13 protein-coding genes are annotated in these 14,828 nt (G+C 72.8%); 5 read left to right on the forward strand and 8 right to left on the reverse strand.

What is annotated here, in order from left to right; translation table 11 throughout:
• The first annotated feature begins 37 nt into the window (after window positions 1-37).
• Window positions 38-550 (forward strand): EF-hand domain-containing protein, encoded by a 513-nt coding sequence (locus tag BIV23_RS19135; protein WP_071382111.1) that lies wholly within the window; start codon window positions 38-40, stop codon window positions 548-550.
• Window positions 551-733: 183 nt separating this feature from the next.
• Here BIV23_RS19135 and purU read toward each other — a convergent pair whose 3' ends face one another.
• Both purU and BIV23_RS19145 read right to left on the reverse strand, forming a co-directional pair.
• Complete coding sequence (purU, locus tag BIV23_RS19140) at window positions 734-1,615, reverse strand: formyltetrahydrofolate deformylase (RefSeq protein ID WP_071382112.1); 882 nt, start codon at window positions 1,613-1,615, stop codon at window positions 734-736.
• 99 nt (window positions 1,616-1,714) lie between these two features.
• Window positions 1,715-2,215 (reverse strand): SCO4402 family protein, encoded by a 501-nt coding sequence (locus BIV23_RS19145; protein ID WP_071382113.1) that lies wholly within the window; start codon window positions 2,213-2,215, stop codon window positions 1,715-1,717.
• 117 nt (window positions 2,216-2,332) lie between these two features.
• Here BIV23_RS19145 and BIV23_RS19150 point away from each other — a divergent pair, with 117 nt between their 5' ends.
• Window positions 2,333-3,658, forward strand: coding sequence for an ABC transporter substrate-binding protein (locus BIV23_RS19150; RefSeq protein ID WP_071382114.1), 1,326 nt, complete (start codon window positions 2,333-2,335; stop codon window positions 3,656-3,658).
• Window positions 3,659-3,737: 79 nt separating this feature from the next.
• On the opposite strand, the gene BIV23_RS19155 is transcribed toward BIV23_RS19150, so the two are convergent.
• Together BIV23_RS19155 and BIV23_RS19160 are read right to left on the reverse strand one after the other, a co-directional pair.
• Complete coding sequence (locus BIV23_RS19155; protein WP_071382115.1) at window positions 3,738-5,312, reverse strand: hypothetical protein; 1,575 nt, start codon at window positions 5,310-5,312, stop codon at window positions 3,738-3,740.
• A 202-nt stretch (window positions 5,313-5,514) separates the two neighbouring features.
• Window positions 5,515-6,900, reverse strand: coding sequence for an NsdA family TPR-like regulatory protein (locus tag BIV23_RS19160; RefSeq protein WP_071382116.1), 1,386 nt, complete (start codon window positions 6,898-6,900; stop codon window positions 5,515-5,517).
• Between the two features lie 283 nt (window positions 6,901-7,183).
• Between BIV23_RS19160 and BIV23_RS19165 the strand changes: the two genes are divergently transcribed.
• Window positions 7,184-7,849 (forward strand): bifunctional DNA primase/polymerase, encoded by a 666-nt coding sequence (locus BIV23_RS19165; RefSeq protein ID WP_071382117.1) that lies wholly within the window; start codon window positions 7,184-7,186, stop codon window positions 7,847-7,849.
• 194 nt (window positions 7,850-8,043) lie between these two features.
• Here the strand turns inward: BIV23_RS19165 and BIV23_RS19170 are convergent, their stop codons facing one another.
• Both BIV23_RS19170 and BIV23_RS19175 read right to left on the reverse strand, forming a co-directional pair.
• Window positions 8,044-8,928 (reverse strand): alpha/beta fold hydrolase, encoded by an 885-nt coding sequence (locus tag BIV23_RS19170; RefSeq protein WP_071382118.1) that lies wholly within the window; start codon window positions 8,926-8,928, stop codon window positions 8,044-8,046.
• 333 nt (window positions 8,929-9,261) lie between these two features.
• Entirely contained in the window at window positions 9,262-9,954 is a 693-nt protein-coding gene (locus BIV23_RS19175; RefSeq protein ID WP_069780244.1) for an iron-dependent transcriptional repressor DtxR, read from the reverse strand.
• 217 nt (window positions 9,955-10,171) lie between these two features.
• On the opposite strand from BIV23_RS19175, the gene BIV23_RS19180 reads away from it, so the two are divergent.
• A complete protein-coding gene (locus BIV23_RS19180) occupies window positions 10,172-10,927 on the forward strand; it encodes an SIS domain-containing protein (RefSeq protein ID WP_071382119.1) in 756 nt (251 codons plus the stop codon).
• 27 nt (window positions 10,928-10,954) lie between these two features.
• Here the strand turns inward: BIV23_RS19180 and BIV23_RS19185 are convergent, their stop codons facing one another.
• Window positions 10,955-12,379 carry a PAS domain-containing protein gene (locus BIV23_RS19185; RefSeq protein WP_071382210.1) on the reverse strand — a complete coding sequence of 475 codons (1,425 nt, stop codon included), beginning with the start codon at window positions 12,377-12,379 and terminating at the stop codon, window positions 10,955-10,957.
• Between the two features lie 420 nt (window positions 12,380-12,799).
• On the reverse strand, window positions 12,800-13,474 hold the full coding sequence (gene pdxH, locus BIV23_RS19190) for a pyridoxamine 5'-phosphate oxidase (RefSeq protein ID WP_177239964.1): 675 nt from the start codon (window positions 13,472-13,474) through the stop codon (window positions 12,800-12,802).
• Window positions 13,475-13,701: 227 nt separating this feature from the next.
• On the opposite strand from pdxH, the gene BIV23_RS19195 reads away from it, so the two are divergent.
• Entirely contained in the window at window positions 13,702-14,802 is a 1,101-nt protein-coding gene (locus tag BIV23_RS19195; protein ID WP_071382121.1) for a citrate synthase 2, read from the forward strand.
• The last annotated feature ends 26 nt before the right edge of the window (window positions 14,803-14,828 follow it).

Raw genomic sequence — 14,828 nt, forward strand, 5'->3', positions numbered from 1 at the left:
GATCGACCGACGCACACGTAAGGCGGCCCGAACAGACATGGTCAGCACCGAGTACGAACGCAGGATCGCCGCCCGGTTCGCCACCCTCGACCAGGACGGCAACGGCTGGATCGACCGCGAGGACTTCAGCGCGGCGGCCAAGGCGCTCCTCACCGAGTTCACCGTGCCCGCCCGCTCCGCCCAGGGGCAGGCGCTCTACGCGGGCGCGGAGGCGCTCTGGCAGGGCATGGCCGGCATCGCGGACCGGGACGGCGACCAGCGCATCACCCGCGAGGAGTTCGTCACCGGCGCGGTCAAGCGCCTGCGCGACACCCCCGCCCGCTTCGCCGAGATCGCCCGCCCGTTCCTGCACGCGGCGCTGGCGGTGGCGGACACGGACTCCGACGGCCGGATCACGGTCGCGGACACCGCACGGGGGCTGCGGGCCCTGCGCGTGCCGGAGGCCGTGGCCGGGGCGACCGCCGCCGCCCTCGACGCGGACGGCGACGGCGTGATCGGCGAGGCGGAGATCGTGCCGGCGTTCGCGGGGTACTTCACGATCTCCGAGTGACCCCGCGACGCCACGACGCCGCTGCGGCCGCTGAGCGGGTCCGGCGAAGTCCGGGGGGGGTTCGGCGGCGCCCCGAAGGGGCGCGGGGCTCCGTCGATACGCGGCTGCGCCGCGTGGGCGCGACCAGCCGCGACGGGCCCCGCGGACGACCGACGGCGCAGTGCGGCACGTCCAGCGGAGCGCCTACGCGAAGACGACCGTCCGCCGGCCGTTGAGCAGGATCCGGCGCTCGGCATGCCACTTGACCGCCCGCGCCAGCGCCTGGCACTCCACGTCCCGGCCGATGGCCACCAGCTGGTCCGGGGTGACGCCGTGTCCCACCCGCTCGACCTCCTGCTCGATGATCGGCCCCTCGTCGAGGTCGGCCGTCACGTAGTGGGCCGTGGCGCCGATCAGCTTCACACCGCGCGCGTGGGCCTGGTGGTACGGCTTGGCGCCCTTGAAGCTCGGCAGGAAGGAGTGGTGGATGTTGATGATGCGGCCGCTGAGCTGCTTGCAGAGGTCGTCCGAGATGACCTGCATGTAGCGGGCGAGGACGACCAGTTCGACGTCCTCGTCGCGGACGATCTCCAGCAGCCGCGTCTCGGCGTCCTGCTTCGTGTCCTTCGTCACCGGGATGTGGTGGAAGGGGATGTTGTACGAACCCACCAGTTCCTGGAAGTCCGTGTGATTGGACACCACGCCCACGATCTCCACGGGCAGCGCGCCGATCCGGGCCCGGAAGAGCAGGTCGTTCAGGCAGTGCCCGAACTTGCTGACCATGAGCAGGATGCGCATCTTCGCGTCGGCCTCGTTGATCTGCCAGTCCATGTGGAAGGTGTCGCCGATCGCAGCGAAGCTCGCCCGCAGCTTGTCCACCGTCACCGGCTCCTCGGCCGAGAAGTGGACGCGCATGAAGAACAGACCGGTGTCGTGGTCGCCGAACTGCTGGCTGTCCTCGATGTTGCAGCCGGTCATGAAGAGATAGCTGGACACCGCGTGCACGATGCCCTTCTTGTCCGGGCAGGAGAGGGTGAGGACGTACTGGGCCGACGGCGCGGCGGCGGGCGCGGACTGCTCGTTCATGCACCACAGGGTCTCATGTCGACCACCCGCCGTGGGCGATCGTCCCGCAGGACGGAATGCCGCCCCGGGCCCAGGAGGTCCTACGAGGTCCTCGGCGGTTCAGGCGGTCCGCGTCAGGATGCGCAGCACTTCCAGCGTCTTCGGCGGCGTCTCCGGGTCCTCCCCGTCGCTCACCGACATGCGGACGTGCGCGTCCCGCGCCGCCCGCACCGCCTCGGGCCAGCCCTGGTGGTCGAGATACGCGGAGACCGGCGCGTCCGGGCCGACCTGGTGCATGATGCGCAGCACCCGCAGCACGGCGGTGTCCACGAGCGCCGCCTCCTGCGAGTCCCGGAAGATCGTGCCGACGTATCTCTCCGCGGACCAGTTGTCCAGCCAGGTGTCCTCCACCAGCCGGTACACGGCGTCGGTGACGTCGCCGTACCCGTCCACGCCGGCCAGCCAGACGTCGCGCTGGAAGACGGGGTCGGAGAGCATGTGCAGGGCCGAGCGCACGTTGCTGCGCCAGCGCCACCACGGCATGTCGCTGAGAGGCATGCCGCCCATGGTGGAGGAGCGACGGCCGCGACGGGAAGAGTTCTCCGAACCTTGCACGGTCATCGATCGTACGTTCCTCGCCACACGCGCCTCACCGGCCCCCGCAATTCACCTCACCGTCACCTTTCGTTGACCGAGGGTCACTCCCCGGTTAGTGATGTGAGGGAAGCGTGGGCGCACATGACCGGCAGGCCGCACAACCGCACCACCCACCCCCGCTCCTTCTTCCGGCCCGTCAGAGCCGCCGCCCTGTCCACGGGCGCCGTGGCCCTCTGCGCGTCACTGACCGCCGGGTGCGGGGTCATCCCCGGTGCCACGGGGGGCTCCGGGGACGACCCGATCAAGGTCATGACCTGGGCGCCGGAGAACACCGCCGCGACCAACAAGCCCGGCATGCCCGCGATGGCCCGTGCCTACGGAAAGTGGATCAACGCCCACGGCGGGATCGACGGCCGCAAGCTGGAGATCCTGACCTGCAACGACCACAACGACAGCGTGGGCGCCGCCCAGTGCGCCCGGCAGGCCGCCCAGGAGAACGTGGTCGCGGTCGTCGGCTCCTACAGCCAGTTCGGCGACTCCTTCCTCTCCCCGCTGGAGAGCGCCGGCATCCCGTACATAGGCGGCTACGGCGTCACCACCGACGAGTTCACCGGCCAGATGTCGTACCCCGTCAACGGCGGCCAGCCCGCCCTGCTCGCCGGTCTCGGCCGCGCCCTCGCGGCCGGCTGCGGGAACGTCGCCCTGGTCCGCCCCGACAGCATCGCCGGCGACGAGCTGCCCCCGCTGCTGAACTCGGGCCTGAAGGCGGGCGGGCACGCGAACGCGGACGACGAGATGGCCGAGGAGAACGTCACCGAGTACAGCGCCCAGTCCGACCGGGCCCTGCGCGAGGCCACCAAGGACGCGCCGCGCAAGGGCTGCGTGGTGCCCGCCCTCGAGGACCGCACGGACACCTTCATGGACTCCTTCCGCCGGGCCCGCGAGAACTACCCCGACGTGCGCATGGCGACCGTCCTCGGCAGCGTCGACCAGACGCTGATCAACTCCACGGGCGGGGCCGAGGGGCCGTACGAGGGGTCGTACATCACCAGCTGGTACCCGCCGGCGACCGACGCGCGCTGGGACCTGATGAAGAAGGTGATCAACGAGGAGGCCTTCGGCGACAACCGCATCGACCCCGCGGACGCCGGAGTGCAGACCACCTGGATCGCCTACACCGTGCTGAAGGCCGTGCTGGACAAGATCGGCTCCGGTGACGTCACCGCCGACTCCGTGCGCCGCACCCTCAACGGCGGCCTGCACGTCTCCACGGGCGGCCTGACCCCGACCCTGAGCTGGCCCTACGAGGGCAAGCTCGCCGCCGTCGGCTTCCCGCGGCTGGTCAACGCGAACGTCGCCCTGGAGGTCGTGCAGAACGGCGCGCTGGTCGCGGCCGGCAAGGGCATCGGCGGCGTCGGCGGAACCGCCGACATGACGCAGACGCTGGAGAACGCCCAGGTGCAGTGAGCGCCGCCGGCCCCGGCGGGGATGCGGTGCGGGTGCCGACGGCGGTGCGGGTCACGGACTGCGGCTCACCGGCCGCGGCTCACAGCTGGGTGGGCTGGCGCTGGGTCAGGCCGTACTTCTGCGCGATCGCGTTCCACAACCCGGCCGCCTTCGCCTTCTGCTCGCTGGCGGTACCGCTGGCCCGGTTGCCCGCCTGGGCCTCCCCGGTGACCTTGGCATGGCCCTTGCGGCAGCCCTTGTGCTGGCCCTTGACCTGGTCGGCCCAGGCCGCGTAGTGGTTGTCGGCCGCGGCGGAGGCCTGCCAGGCCTGGGTCAGCGCGCCGCTCAGGGCTGCGTTGTTCGGCAGCTTGTCGACGGACAGCGTGCCGAGCCGGGTGACCAGCCCGTCGCGCTGCTTGGCCGCGGCGCGCAGGTCGGCGGCGGAGCCGTCGAGGTTGTCGCACCCCTTGACGGCGGCCACCGCGCTGATCACCGAGGCGCGGCTGCTGCCGCTGTCGGCGAGCAGCTTGTCCAGCTCGACCGCCTGCTGCCGGGCCGGGTCGGCGCCGGCGGAGCCCTGGCCCGTGGCCGGGGACGTGGCGGCGACCGTCTTGCTGTCGGTGCCCTTGCCGCCGCCGTCGCTGAGCAGCGCGCCGGCGCCCACGCCGATGACGACGATGCCGACGCCGATGCCCGCGATCAGCGGCACCCGCGACTTCCGCCGGGGCCGGTCGTCGTCGTGCGCCGGGTCGTACGCCGGGTGCTGCGCCGCGTACGGCGGTTGCGACTGGCCGTACGGCGGTTGCGCCGGGGCGTGCGCCGCGGGGCCCGGGTAGCCGCCCGGCGGTTCGACGCGCGGCAGCTGCTGGGTGGACCCGGCCACGCCGTCGGTACCCGCCGGGCCGCTGCGGAAGAGGTTGTCGAACTCGGCCGGCGGCTGCCGGTCCCCGCCCTGGGCCTGGGCCGCGTACGGCGGGATGTACTGGGTGGCCTCCGCGTCGGACGACGCGGGCGCCGGCTGCTGCGGTGTGACACCGAGGTAGCGGGTCTCCTCACCGCTCGCCTCGGGCGGCAGCGCGCCGGGGGCCACCGGGGGGATGTACTGCGTCGCGCCGTCGGCCGAGGCGGCCTGCACGGGCGGGATGTACTGCGTGGCGCCCTCGTCGGCGCCGCCGGACACGGCCGGGACCGGCGGTATGTACTGGGTGGCGCCGTCGGCCGCCGGGGGCAGCGCGCCGGGCTGCGCGGCCGGCACGGCGGGCGGCAGCGGCGCGGCGCCGGCCGGGGCGGCATGCGCGGCGGCCTGCGGATACTCCGGCCGGCGCTGCTGTGACGGCGGGTACTCCGGCTGGTGCTGGTACGGCGCGGGCGTGTCGTACGCCCCGCCCTGGCCGCCGTACGACGGGGCCGGGGCGCCCTCGGGAGGCAGTGCGCCGGGGCCCGCCTGGGGCGCGTCCCACTGCTGGGCGGCCGCCGGGGGCCAGCCCTGGCCGGGCTGGGACGGCTGCTGCCCGGGCCCCCAGGATCCGCTCCAGGCCTGCCCGCCGGCGGGGGCGGCGGGAGCGGGCGCGCCGGTCATGCCGGGCAGCACGGGCTCGCCTCCGTCGGAGGGCAGCACGATGCCTTCGCGCGCGTGCTGCGCCGCGGGCTCCTCGCGTTGTCCACTCTGCGTCACCGGGACTCCTACTAATGGGGGACCTTGTGAATCGTCGGGTCACGCTACCGGGTCCCCCGAGCCGGGTGCCACGCAGCTCAGGACACGACCTCGATCCCTGTGAGAGTGGTAACAAAACCGCCCCGCGATGCGCAGTACAAGGGCACGTGTCACACCCGGGGGTTCCGTTTCCCGGGTGTTCACCGCATCGCGGGGCCGGTGTTCAGGCGGCCTGCTGGAGATCGAGGCGCGCCCCGAACTCCCTTACCACCGCCTCCTCCCCGAACGGCTCCAGCCGTTGCTGGAGATCCTCCAGATACTCGGCGCCCCGGTTGGAGCGCAGCGACTGGAGCAGCTCGACCGCCTTCAGGCCGGTGGTGCAGGCCTGTTCGATCTCGCGCTGCTGCACCTGGGCCGTGGCGAGCAGCACATAGCCGATGGCGCGCCGGCGGGCCCGGTGCTCGGGGTGCCCGGCCAGCGACTGCTCGGCGTACCGGGCCGCCTGCTCGGCCTGGCCGAGGTCGCGGTGGCAGTGCGCCAACTCGTCGGCCAGATAGGCCTCGTCGAAGTGCCGGATCCAGGCCGGGTCGTCCCCGGAGGCGTCGTCCGCCTGCTCCATCGCCGTGACCGCGTGTCCGGTGGCCGTCTGTGCCGCGCGCGCGTCGCCGAGCAGGGCGTGCCCGCGCGCCTCGGCCGCGTGGAACATCGCCTCCACACGCGGCGTCACCTGGCCGCGCGCGCCCTCCTGCGCCGCCCGCGCCAACTGGGAGATCTCGCGTGGGTTTCCGAGCTGCGCGGCGAGGTGGCTCATGGACGCGGCGAGCACGTAGCCGCCGTAACCGCGGTCCCCGGCGGCCTGGGCGAGCCGCAGCGACTGGATGTAGTACCGCTGGGCCAGGCCGGGTTGGCCGGTGTCCACCGCCATGTAGCCGGCCAGCTCGGTCAACCGGGCGACGGCGGCGAAGAGTTCGCGGCCGACCGCCTCCCGGTAGGAGCCCGCGAGCAGCCCGGAGACGACGCTGTTGAGGTAGTGCACGACGACCGGCCGGACGTGCCCGCTGCCGAACTGGTGGTCCAGGTCGGTCAGCGCCTGGGTCATGGACCGTACGGCGGCGACGTCGGCCTGGCCGACTCTCGGGCCCGCCTGCCGGGCCACCTGGGAGTCCGGCGCCGAGATCAGCCAGTCGCGGCTGGGCTCGACCAGCGCGGAGGCGGCGACGGAGGAGCCGGACAGGAAGTCCCGGCGCCCCACGTCGCTGCGCCACAGCTCGCAGACCTGCTCGATGGCCCCCAGTACCGTCGGCGAGAACTGGAGACCGACCCCCGAGGCGAGGTTCTTGCCGTTGGCCATGCCGATCTCGTCGATCGTGACCGTACGGCCGAGCTTGCGCCCGAGCGCCTCCGCGATGACGGCCGGGGCCCGGCCCCGCGGCTGCTGGCCGCGCAGCCAGCGCGCCACGGACGTCTTGTCGTAGCGCAGGTCGAGTCCGTGCTCCGCCCCGCACATGTTGACCCGCCGGGCCAGCCCGGCGTTCGAGCATCCCGCTTCCTGGATGAGTGCCTGCAGCCGTTCGTTCGGCTGCCTCGCCACGAGAGGCCTTGCGGCCATGTACAACCCCCTGTGATGCGTTGCGATCCCCTGGAGCAAAGATCCGGCCGAGTCGATCCGTTCGGGAAGATCACTGCCCAGCTGACATACCGTCAATGCGCGACATGTGCGGTTTGCCGGGGTAAAGACGGTTGCCGACCCCTGTCTGGCTACCCACCCCACGCCCCGCTTCCCCCCACGCGCCCCCGGACGTGCACCCGTGCGCCCCGGCTGCGGAATCGATGCTCCTCCCCCGCGCGCGGTACGGCCGTAACTCCAGGTGGGTGCGGGAGTTGAGAGGAGCGTGGAAGAGACGATCGCGGGCGCCCCGAACAGTCAGATGACCGGTCAGATTCCGCAGCAGCGCGGGGAAACGCTGCTGGAGACCGCCGTACGGTACGCCGAGGAGCGGCACTGGGACGTGGTCCCCGGCACCTGGCTGGAAGCCGTCGACGGGCGGCAGCACTGCTCGTGCGGCGACGTCTCCTGCTCTGCGCCGGGTGCGCACCCCGCGCGCCCCGACTGGGCGACCCAGGCGACCGGCAGTGCGACCGTCGCGCGCCGGATGTGGCAGAAGCAGCCGACCGCGTCGATCCTGCTGCCGACGGGACGGACCTTCGACGCGCTGTCCGTCCCGGAGAGCGCGGGGTTCCTGGCGCTGGCCCGGATGGAGCGGATGCAGCTGACACTGGGGCCGGTGGCGCTCGCGCCGGACCGGCGGATGCGGTTCTTCGTGCTCCCGGGCGGCTGCGCGAAGGTGCCGGAGCTGGTGCGCAAGCTGGGCTGGTCGCTGTCGTCCCTCGACCTCGTGGCCCTGGGCGAGGGCTCCTACGTCGCCGCCCCGCCGACCCGCTTCGGCTCCCGCGGCGCCGTCCAGTGGGCCTGCCGCCCGACCCCGGCGAACCGGTGGCTGCCGGACGCGGAGGAGCTGATCTCCCCGCTGGCGTACGCGTGCGGCAGGGACCGGTAGCGTTCGCCTGTTCGTCTGCCGGGCTGCCCCTTCGTCGGCGGCTGCGGGTGAGTGGCGGGTTCTCGCGCAGTTCCCCCCGCGCCCCTTGAGGTTGGCGAGCCGCAGCATGCCTTCAGGGGCGCGGGGAACTGCGCGACAAGCCACGAACTGCCCGCAGTCGGCGACGAATCGGTACCCGGCAGACGCGCTGCCCCTCAATCCCCGAGCAAGCTGTCAAGAAACGGCAGCACAGCCGACCGCCAAGCCACCGGCCGGTCATAGTGGGCCAGGTGCCCCGCGTCCGTCACTTCCGCGTACTCCCCCCGGGGCAGCACCCGCACCATCTCCTGCGCCTCCGCGCGGCCCAGCTCGCCGTCCAGGCCGCGGACGACCAGCGTGGGGCACCGGACCTGGGCCAACTCCTCCCAGTGGGCGTCGTACACCCATGTCTCGCGGGAGTCGAGCATCTGCTCCGGCTCGAAGACGGGGCGCCAGCCGTCCGCCGACTCGTGCATGACCTCGGCGTAGTACGCGCCGCGCGCGGGGTTCGGGCGCTCCACCCAGGGGTCGTCCTCGCCGAACCACTTGCGGACGTCGGCGAGCGTGGCGAAGGGGACGGGCCAGGAGCGGAACCACTCGGCCCACTCGCGCTGCGAGGCCGCGCCGAGTGCGGAGGCCCGCATGTCGCAGATGATCAGGCCCCGCACGAGGTCGGGGCGTTTCGCGGCGAGCTGCCAGGCGGTCAGCGCGCCCATGGCGTGGCCGACGAGGACGGCGGGGGCGAGGCCGAGCTGTTCGAGCGCGGCCTCGGCGTCCTCGACGTAGGCCTCGCGGGTGTACGCGGCCTGCACGGGCTTGTCGCTCTGGCCGTGGCCGCGCTGGTCGAGGGCGACCGCGCGGTGCCGGGCGGCGAGCCAGCGGGCGGTCGACGCCCAGTGCGAGGCGCGGCCCATCAGCCCGTGGAGCAGCAGCATGCCCGGAGCGCCGGGCTCCGGGGCCGGCCGGTCCGCGGCCGCCGGGTCCGCCTTGGGGGGATCGGCGAACTCCCAGGCGGCCAGGCGCACCCCGCCCGCTCCCGTCACGTCGATACGTCGCGCCATGGGCTTGGCACCCCCCAGCTCCGCCTGCCTCGTACCGGTGTACTGCCGTACTCGCTCGTACTCGCTGCTGTCGCTGTCGTGCTCGTCGTGTCGTGTCGTGTGGTCGCAGATTATCGAATACCTATTCGAAAAATCTGTTTCCGCGGACAACACCCCTCATTCGAGTGACACCTCTCCAGGAATGATCGCCGCCGCCCAGGGGATCTTTCTGGCGGGAGGCGGACCGCTCGGGGAAAAACGGTCCGAGGGGGATGACCCTGAGAGCTCGGGGCTCCGGGTCAGCACAGGGGAGGACAGGCCCCGGCGCCGCAAGGCGCCGGGGCCCTTCGCTTGTCAGCGCTTGGCGACGAACACATGGGAGGCGACGTCCGCCTCCAGCTCGGCCGCCTCGCCGCCGCTGCCCACCAGCACGCCGCCGGCCGACTCGGTCACGCTCACCACGGAGCCGGGCTGCACGCCCGCGCGCCGCAGCGTGTACATCAACTGGGCGTCCGTCTGGATCGGCTCGCCGATCCGGCGGACGACGACCGTCTTGCCGTCCGCGCCCGCGTCCAGGTCGGCCAGCGAGACCATGCCCTCGTCCAGGAACGGGTCGGCGCCGTCCTTCTCGCCCAGCTCCTCCAGACCCGGGATCGGGTTGCCGTACGGCGACTCGGTCGGGTGCCGCAGCAGCTCCAGGACGCGGCGCTCCACGGCCTCGCTCATCACGTGCTCCCAGCGGCACGCCTCGGCGTGGACCTGCTCCCACTCCAGGCCGATCACGTCGACGAGGAGGCACTCGGCCAGCCGGTGCTTGCGCATCACGCGCGTGGCGAGCCGTCTGCCCTCGTCCGTGAGCTCCAGGTGTCGGTCGCTGGCGACGGACACCAGGCCGTCGCGCTCCATGCGTGCCACCGTCTGGCTCACCGTCGGCCCGCTCTGGTCGAGCCGCTCCGCGATGCGGGCTCGCATGGGCACGACGCCTTCCTCTTCGAGCTCGAGGATGGTGCGGAGATACATCTCCGTGGTGTCGATCAGTCCGGACATACGTGCCCCTCGATTACCTCTGCCGGAAACCTCTGCCCGAAGCCCGGCGCGTGCGCTGGCCCCGGCACCAATTCTGCCGGATCCCACTGACAAGCGGGGGACACCGGCAAAAGGAGGGGCCGAACCCCTTCGGGGCGCTCCCCCTCGGCCGTATTGACACCGCACTGGTCCAGACCGCACGGTGATCCGCGACACAGACGCTGCGAAGGGGCACCGCATGAGCGACGGCACGCCTGCCGACCTGTTCTTCGACGCCGCCATCAACCTGCTGCGACGGGTCCGCGAGGAGGAGGCCGAGCCGATCAGGGCGGCCGGCACCCTGCTCGCCGACACCGTCGCGGCCGGCGGCCGCCTGTTCGCCTTCGGCGCCGGGCACTCCTCGCTGGCCGCCCAGGACGTCGTCTACCGCGCCGGCGGCCTCGCCCTGATGAACCTGCTGGCCGTGCCCGGCGTCGTCGGTGTCGACGTCACCCCGGCCACCCTCGGCTCCGCCCTCGAACGCGTCGACGGCCTGGCGAGCGCCGTTCTCGACACCTCGCCGGTCCGGGCCGGCGACGCCCTGGTGATCATCTCCCTGTCCGGCCGCAACGCGCTGCCCGTCGAGATGGCGCTGAACGCCCGCGCGCTCGGTGTGAAGGTCATCGGCGTGACATCGGTCGCGTACGCCGCCGAGACGACGTCCCGGCACGTCTCGGGCACCTTCCTGAAGGACCACTGCGACCTCGTCCTCGACTCGAAGATCGCCGTCGGCGACGCCGAACTCACCCTCGACACCATCCCGGCGCCCTTCGCGCCCGCCTCCACGGTGGTCACCACCGCCCTGATGCAGGCCGTCATGGCGACCGCCGCCGCCACCCTCGCCGAGCGCGGCATCGAACCCCCGCTGCTGCGCTCGGGCAACGTCGACGGCGGGCACGAGTGGAACGGCCGGGTGATGCGGGAGTACGGCGACCGGATCTTCTACCGGCACTGACCCGGAGGACCGAACGGCAGGTACCGCCTATGCGCCGTGCGCCGTGTCCGCCAGGTCCAGCGCGGCCGCTATGCGTACGGCCACGTCCTCGGCGTAGGCCGTGTCGGAGCGCTCGAAGCGGGCGCGGCCGCAGCCGCGCAGGAAGGTCACGACGCCCAGGGTGCGGCCCCGGCTGCGCAGCACCGCGCACAGGGCGTGCACCGCGTCGTCGGGCCACTGCCGGGCCAGCGCCCACTGCCGCGCCAGCTCCGCCGGGACCGACCCGGCGTCCGCGCGCACGGAGCCGGCCCGCTCCACGCACTGCACGGCCGGATGCCCGGCGGCGTAGCGCACGGGCAGCCCGGCCGCGCCGGTCAGCATGCTCGGCCCCGGCGCCCCGGCGGGCGTCGCGGCCAGCCGCACCAGCCGTACGGCGCCCTCCTGCCCGTCTTCCCCGGCGGCGCGCGAGGAGCGGGCCACGCGGTCGATCAGGGCGTGGTCGGCGAAGCCGGCGAGCGCGAAGTCCAGGTGGACGGTGACCGCCTCGGCCGGGTCCTCGCACTCGGCGGCGGCGTGACCCGCGCGGTGCAGCTGGTTGGCGCGGAAGCGCAGCAGGGACGCCTCCTGATCGCCCTGCTTGGCCTCGGTGACGTCCTGGAACAGCCAGCCCACGCCGAGCGGTACCGGCTCCTCCGCGAGCGGCGAGGCGAGCCGTACGAAGCCGCTGCGCCAGCAGCGCCGCCGCTCGCCCTCCGGGGTGCGCAGGGTCACCCACATCTCGGCGGGTGCGGGCGGTGCGCCCTCGGACAGGACGTGGGTGAGCGCGGCCTCCAGGTCCTCGACGCCCTGGGCGAGCAGCTCGCCGAGGGGCCTGCCGAGCGCGGACGTGCGGCCGACGCCGAGGGCGCGGGCCGCGTGCGCGTTGACGACGGCGGGCCGCAGATCGGCGTCGATGAGGACGACGCCCCACGCCGCGTCCTCGAAGAGGGCCTCGCTCAGCGCGATCGAGCGCTCCAGGTCGATCTGCGCGTGCACCTCGCTGAACGCGCAGTACAGCCCGGCGGGCTTGCCGTCGGGGCCGCGTACGGCGGCGGACTGCGTGCGCACCAGCACCCGCCCCCCGTCCTTGGTCACCAGGGCGAACTCGTGCACCTGCCGGCCCGCCGCGTGCATGGCCGACATCAGCCGGGACTGGACCTCCTCGGCGTCGGCGCTGCGCACCGCCCAGCCCGCGAAGCCGTGCCGGCCGACCGCCTCGGCGGCCGTCCAGCCGAGGATCCGCTCGGCCTCCCGGTTCCAGTGCGTGACGACCCCGTCGGCGTCGAAGGCGCACAGCGCCGCGTCCATGCCGTCGAGCAGCGCGGCGAGCAGATCGGACCCCCCGAACTCACCGGGCTCACCGGACCGGCCCGGCTCGCCAGGCTCGTCCGGCCCCAGCTCGTCGGTGGTCCCACTCCGCCGGGAAGCACTCACCTGGACCCCCTGGAGGCTTGCGTCGGCGCCCGTACGGCGCGCGGTTCGCTCACTGACCTCATTCAACTGGAACGTGACACAGCCCACATCCTGTTCCCGCAAACTCCCTGAGCTTCGCCCCGTGCTCCCGGACGGTCACGAAAAAAGGGGTTGAACGGCCTCCGGCGGGTTCTTAAGGTGTGGAGCACACGAGAAGGGAGGTGGTTCGGCAGATGTATGAATACCGGACGCGTGAGGTGGCTGCGGGCTAGCGGCCCGTCACCCCGCTCTGTGCGGTGCCGGACCAGCGTGCAATACGAGCACGCAGCCGGCCTATCCCAAGCAGTCACCCGACCCGCGGGCTGCCGGTACGTCCGGCCGGCTCCTCCTCGGAGGAACCCAGCCCGCGGGTCGTCTGCGTTCCCGGGCCGTCCCCGTTCCTCAGGGACTGAGGCGTTCCACCGCCCAGGTGCCGTCCGGCCGGGAGACGTAGCGCAGGCGGTCGTGGAGGCGGTTCTCGCGGCCCTGCCAGAACTCGACCGTCTCCGGGACGACCCGGAAACCGCCCCAGTGCGGGGGGACCGGGACCTGTTCGCCCTCGGGGTAGCGGGCCTGGAGGTCCGCGTAGGCCGTGGCCAGTTCGGTGCGGGAGGCGATCACCGCGGACTGGGCGCTGGCCCAGGCGCCCAGCTGGGAGCCGTGCGGGCGGGTGCGGAAGTAGGCGGCGGTCTCGTCGCGGCCGGTGCGGCGGGCGGTGCCCGTGACGATGACCTGGCGGGCGATCGGATGCCAGGGGAAGAGCAGCGAGACATGCGGGTTCTCCGCGAGGTCACGGCCCTTGCGGGAGTCGTAGTTGGTGTAGAAGACGAAGCCGTCGCTGTCGTACCGCTTCATCAGGACCGTGCGTGAGCTGGGGCGGCCCGTCGCGTCCGCCGTGGAGACGACCATGGCGTTGGGTTCGTAGAGCGTGCCGTGCAGGGCCGTGCGCGCGGCGTCCTCGAACCAGCGCGTGAACTGGTCCATGGGGTGCGAGGCGAGGTCCTGTTCGGCGAGGCCGTCGACCCGGTACTGCTTGCGCATGGTGGCGGGATCGAGGTCGGGGTCGAGGGAGTCCATGCGGAATTCGCGGTCGGTCACGCGGTCATCTTGCCGTACTCGCCGCCGAAGATATCTCGAACAGTCGTGGCACTCAGTGTCGTTCGGTCTCCCGATATCTGGCACTGAGGGATATCGTGCTGGTTCCCCGCCGATGAGCCGTGCGTACGGGTGACCACCGGGTGACCACCGGCCGATCGGGGCATCACCGGGGTGACCACCCCCGACACATCACGAGGAGCCGCCTGATGTCCGATTTCGTACCCGGACTCGAGGGAGTCGTCGCGTTCGAGACGGAGATCGCCGAACCGGACAAGGAGGGCGGCGCCCTGCGCTACCGGGGCGTCGACATCGAGGACCTGGTCGGGCACGTCTCGTTCGGGAACGTGTGGGGGCTGCTGGTCGACGGCGCCTTCACCCCCGGTCTGCCGCCCGCCGAGCCGTTCCCGGTCCCGGTGCACTCCGGCGACATCCGGGTGGACGTGCAGGCGGCGCTCGCCATGCTCGCCCCGGTGTGGGGGCTGAGGCCGCTGCTCGACATCGACGTGCGCCAGGCACGCGACGACCTCGCACGGGCCGCCGTGATGGCGCTGTCGTACGTCGCCCAGTCCGCGCGCGGGCAGGGGCGGCCGATGGTGCCGCAGCGGGAGATCGACAAGGCCCAGTCGGTGGTCGAGCGGTTCATGATCCGCTGGCGGGGCGAGCCGGACCCGAAGCACGTCGCGGCCGTGGACGCGTACTGGACCTCCGCCGCCGAGCACGGCATGAACGCGTCGACCTTCACGGCGCGGGTGATCGCGTCGACCGGGGCCGACGTGGCCGCCGCGCTGTCGGGGGCGGTCGGCGCGATGTCCGGTCCGCTGCACGGCGGCGCGCCGTCCCGGGTGCTCGGCATGATCGAGGAGATCGAGCGCACCGGGGACGCGGAGGGGTACGTGAAGCGGGCCCTGGACCGGGGTGAGCGGCTGATGGGCTTCGGGCACCGGGTGTACCGGGCCGAGGATCCACGCGCGCGCGTACTGCGGCGGACGGCACGGGAGTTGGGGGCTCCGCGGTTCGAGGTCGCGGAGGCCCTGGAGAAGGCCGCGCTGGACGAGCTGCACAGCCGGCGCCCGGATCGTGTGCTGGCGACCAACGTGGAGTTCTGGGCCGCGATCATGCTGGACTTCGCCGAGGTCCCGGCCCACATGTTCACGTCGATGTTCACGTGTGCCCGGACCGCCGGCTGGTCGGCGCACATCCTGGAGCAGAAGCGCACGGGTCGCCTGGTGCGGCCGTCCGCGCGGTACGTGGGGCCGGGGGTGCGCGGTCCGCAGGACGTCGAGGGGTACGCGGACATCGCCCACTGAGGGGCGTACCTCATACCTGAGGGGTA

Origin of the sequence: Streptomyces monashensis (assembly GCF_001866665.1) — a bacterium.
GTDB lineage: Bacteria > Actinomycetota > Actinomycetes > Streptomycetales > Streptomycetaceae > Streptomyces > Streptomyces monashensis.

Excerpts from the sequence above, each read along its gene's own strand:
- BIV23_RS19160 (WP_071382116.1), bottom strand. The coding sequence starts at position 6,900 with ATGGCCGCAAGGCCTCTCGTGGCGAGGCAGCCGAACGAACGGCTGCAG.
- BIV23_RS19195 (WP_071382121.1), top strand. The coding sequence starts at position 13,702 with ATGTCCGATTTCGTACCCGGACTCGAGGGAGTCGTCGCGTTCGAGACG.
- BIV23_RS19170 (WP_071382118.1), bottom strand. The coding sequence starts at position 8,928 with ATGGCGCGACGTATCGACGTGACGGGAGCGGGCGGGGTGCGCCTGGCC.
- purU (WP_071382112.1), bottom strand. The coding sequence starts at position 1,615 with ATGAACGAGCAGTCCGCGCCCGCCGCCGCGCCGTCGGCCCAGTACGTC.
- pdxH (WP_177239964.1), bottom strand. The coding sequence starts at position 13,474 with ATGGACTCCCTCGACCCCGACCTCGATCCCGCCACCATGCGCAAGCAG.
- BIV23_RS19150 (WP_071382114.1), top strand. The coding sequence starts at position 2,333 with ATGACCGGCAGGCCGCACAACCGCACCACCCACCCCCGCTCCTTCTTC.
- BIV23_RS19145 (WP_071382113.1), bottom strand. The coding sequence starts at position 2,215 with ATGACCGTGCAAGGTTCGGAGAACTCTTCCCGTCGCGGCCGTCGCTCC.
- BIV23_RS19180 (WP_071382119.1), top strand. The coding sequence starts at position 10,172 with ATGAGCGACGGCACGCCTGCCGACCTGTTCTTCGACGCCGCCATCAAC.
- BIV23_RS19175 (WP_069780244.1), bottom strand. The coding sequence starts at position 9,954 with ATGTCCGGACTGATCGACACCACGGAGATGTATCTCCGCACCATCCTC.
- BIV23_RS19135 (WP_071382111.1), top strand. The coding sequence starts at position 38 with ATGGTCAGCACCGAGTACGAACGCAGGATCGCCGCCCGGTTCGCCACC.